Source organism: Bradyrhizobium sp. UNPF46 (assembly GCF_006658625.1).
Classification (GTDB): Bacteria; Pseudomonadota; Alphaproteobacteria; order Rhizobiales; family Xanthobacteraceae; genus Bradyrhizobium; species Bradyrhizobium nitroreducens.
On record NZ_LFJB01000143.1, the window covers coordinates 1 to 1,170 of the forward strand.

General features: G+C 64.4%; 1 protein-coding gene. It reads right to left on the reverse strand.

Annotation, left to right across the window (positions count from 1 at the left end; all coding sequences use genetic code 11):
• The coding region (locus UNPF46_RS37185) for a DUF1522 domain-containing protein (protein ID WP_142253334.1) at nucleotides 1-1,170 on the reverse strand (1,170 nt) is incomplete at both ends.

The window sequence follows — 1,170 nt, forward strand, 5'->3', positions numbered from 1 at the left end:
CGCTCTGCTGCGACTGGTTGGCCAGCGACAGCGCGGAGACCGCGATGGACTGGCGGGTCGACAGCGCCTGGCTGTTGGCCGCTTCGACGTTGGTGTCGGCCAGCGTCAGGTTGGACGAGCCGGTCTGCAGCACGTTGATCAGGTTCTTGTTGAAGTCCTGACGAACCTGCACGATCGTCAGGTTCGAGCCCAGAGCCGAAGCTTCCGAGCGCAGCGTGCTCGACGCCGAGTTCAGGTTGGTCAGCACCTTGTTGGTGGCAGCGTTGTCGATGAAGTCGACACCGCTGGTCAGCGCAGCAAGGCCCAGACCCTTGGAGTTGTAGGTCACGCCGGTGATGCTGAGGCTCGACTTCGCAGTCTCGTCGAACACCAGCTTGAGCTGGTCGCCGTTCAAGAGGTTGACGCCGTTGAACGAGGAGTCCTGGGCGGTCGAGTCGATCTGGTTCAGGATGTTGTTGTACTGATTGACCAGGTTCGCACGCGAGGTCTGGGCAACCGTGTCCGCGACGGGAGTGGAAGCCGTCGAGAAGGTCAGAGCCGTGGTCAGCGTGCCGCCGATCGCACCACCTGCAGCGTTCGAACCGATGGTCGAGGACGCGTAGTCGTTGGTGGTGGAGACCGTCAGCAGGCCGTTGGCGTCGATCGTCGCCGTCAGGTTGTTGGCCTGCAGCTTGCTGTTGAGCTGATCGAGCGTCTTGACCGTGCCGTTGGTGCCGTCGCCGAAGGTGACATTGACCGCCGTGCCACCGTTGAAGGAGGTGAAGGTCAAGGTCTTGCCGGTGATGCCGCCGACGCCGGACGTGCGGGCCGCGGTGAACGCGGTCGAAGTCCCGGTGTTGCCGGCGAGGCCGAGCACGTTCAGCGCGTTACCGGTGCCGGTGATCGACAGGTCGGCATTGACGCCGGTCGAGAGCTTGAGCTGGCCGGAAGCGTTGATCGACGAGTTGGTCTGGCCGGTGGCGGTCGCAAGCGTCGCGGTGCCGTTGGCGTTGATCGTCGCGGTCTGCACGCCGGTGGCAAGGTCGATCGCCTTCAAGACGTCGTTGACCGTGCCGGCCTGCAGATAGACCGTCGAGTTGCCGGCGCCGTCGGTGAGGACGTTGCCGCTCGCACCATAACCGGTCGGAACGCTCGGAGCACCGGTCGAACCCGGGATCGGCGCGTTCTTGA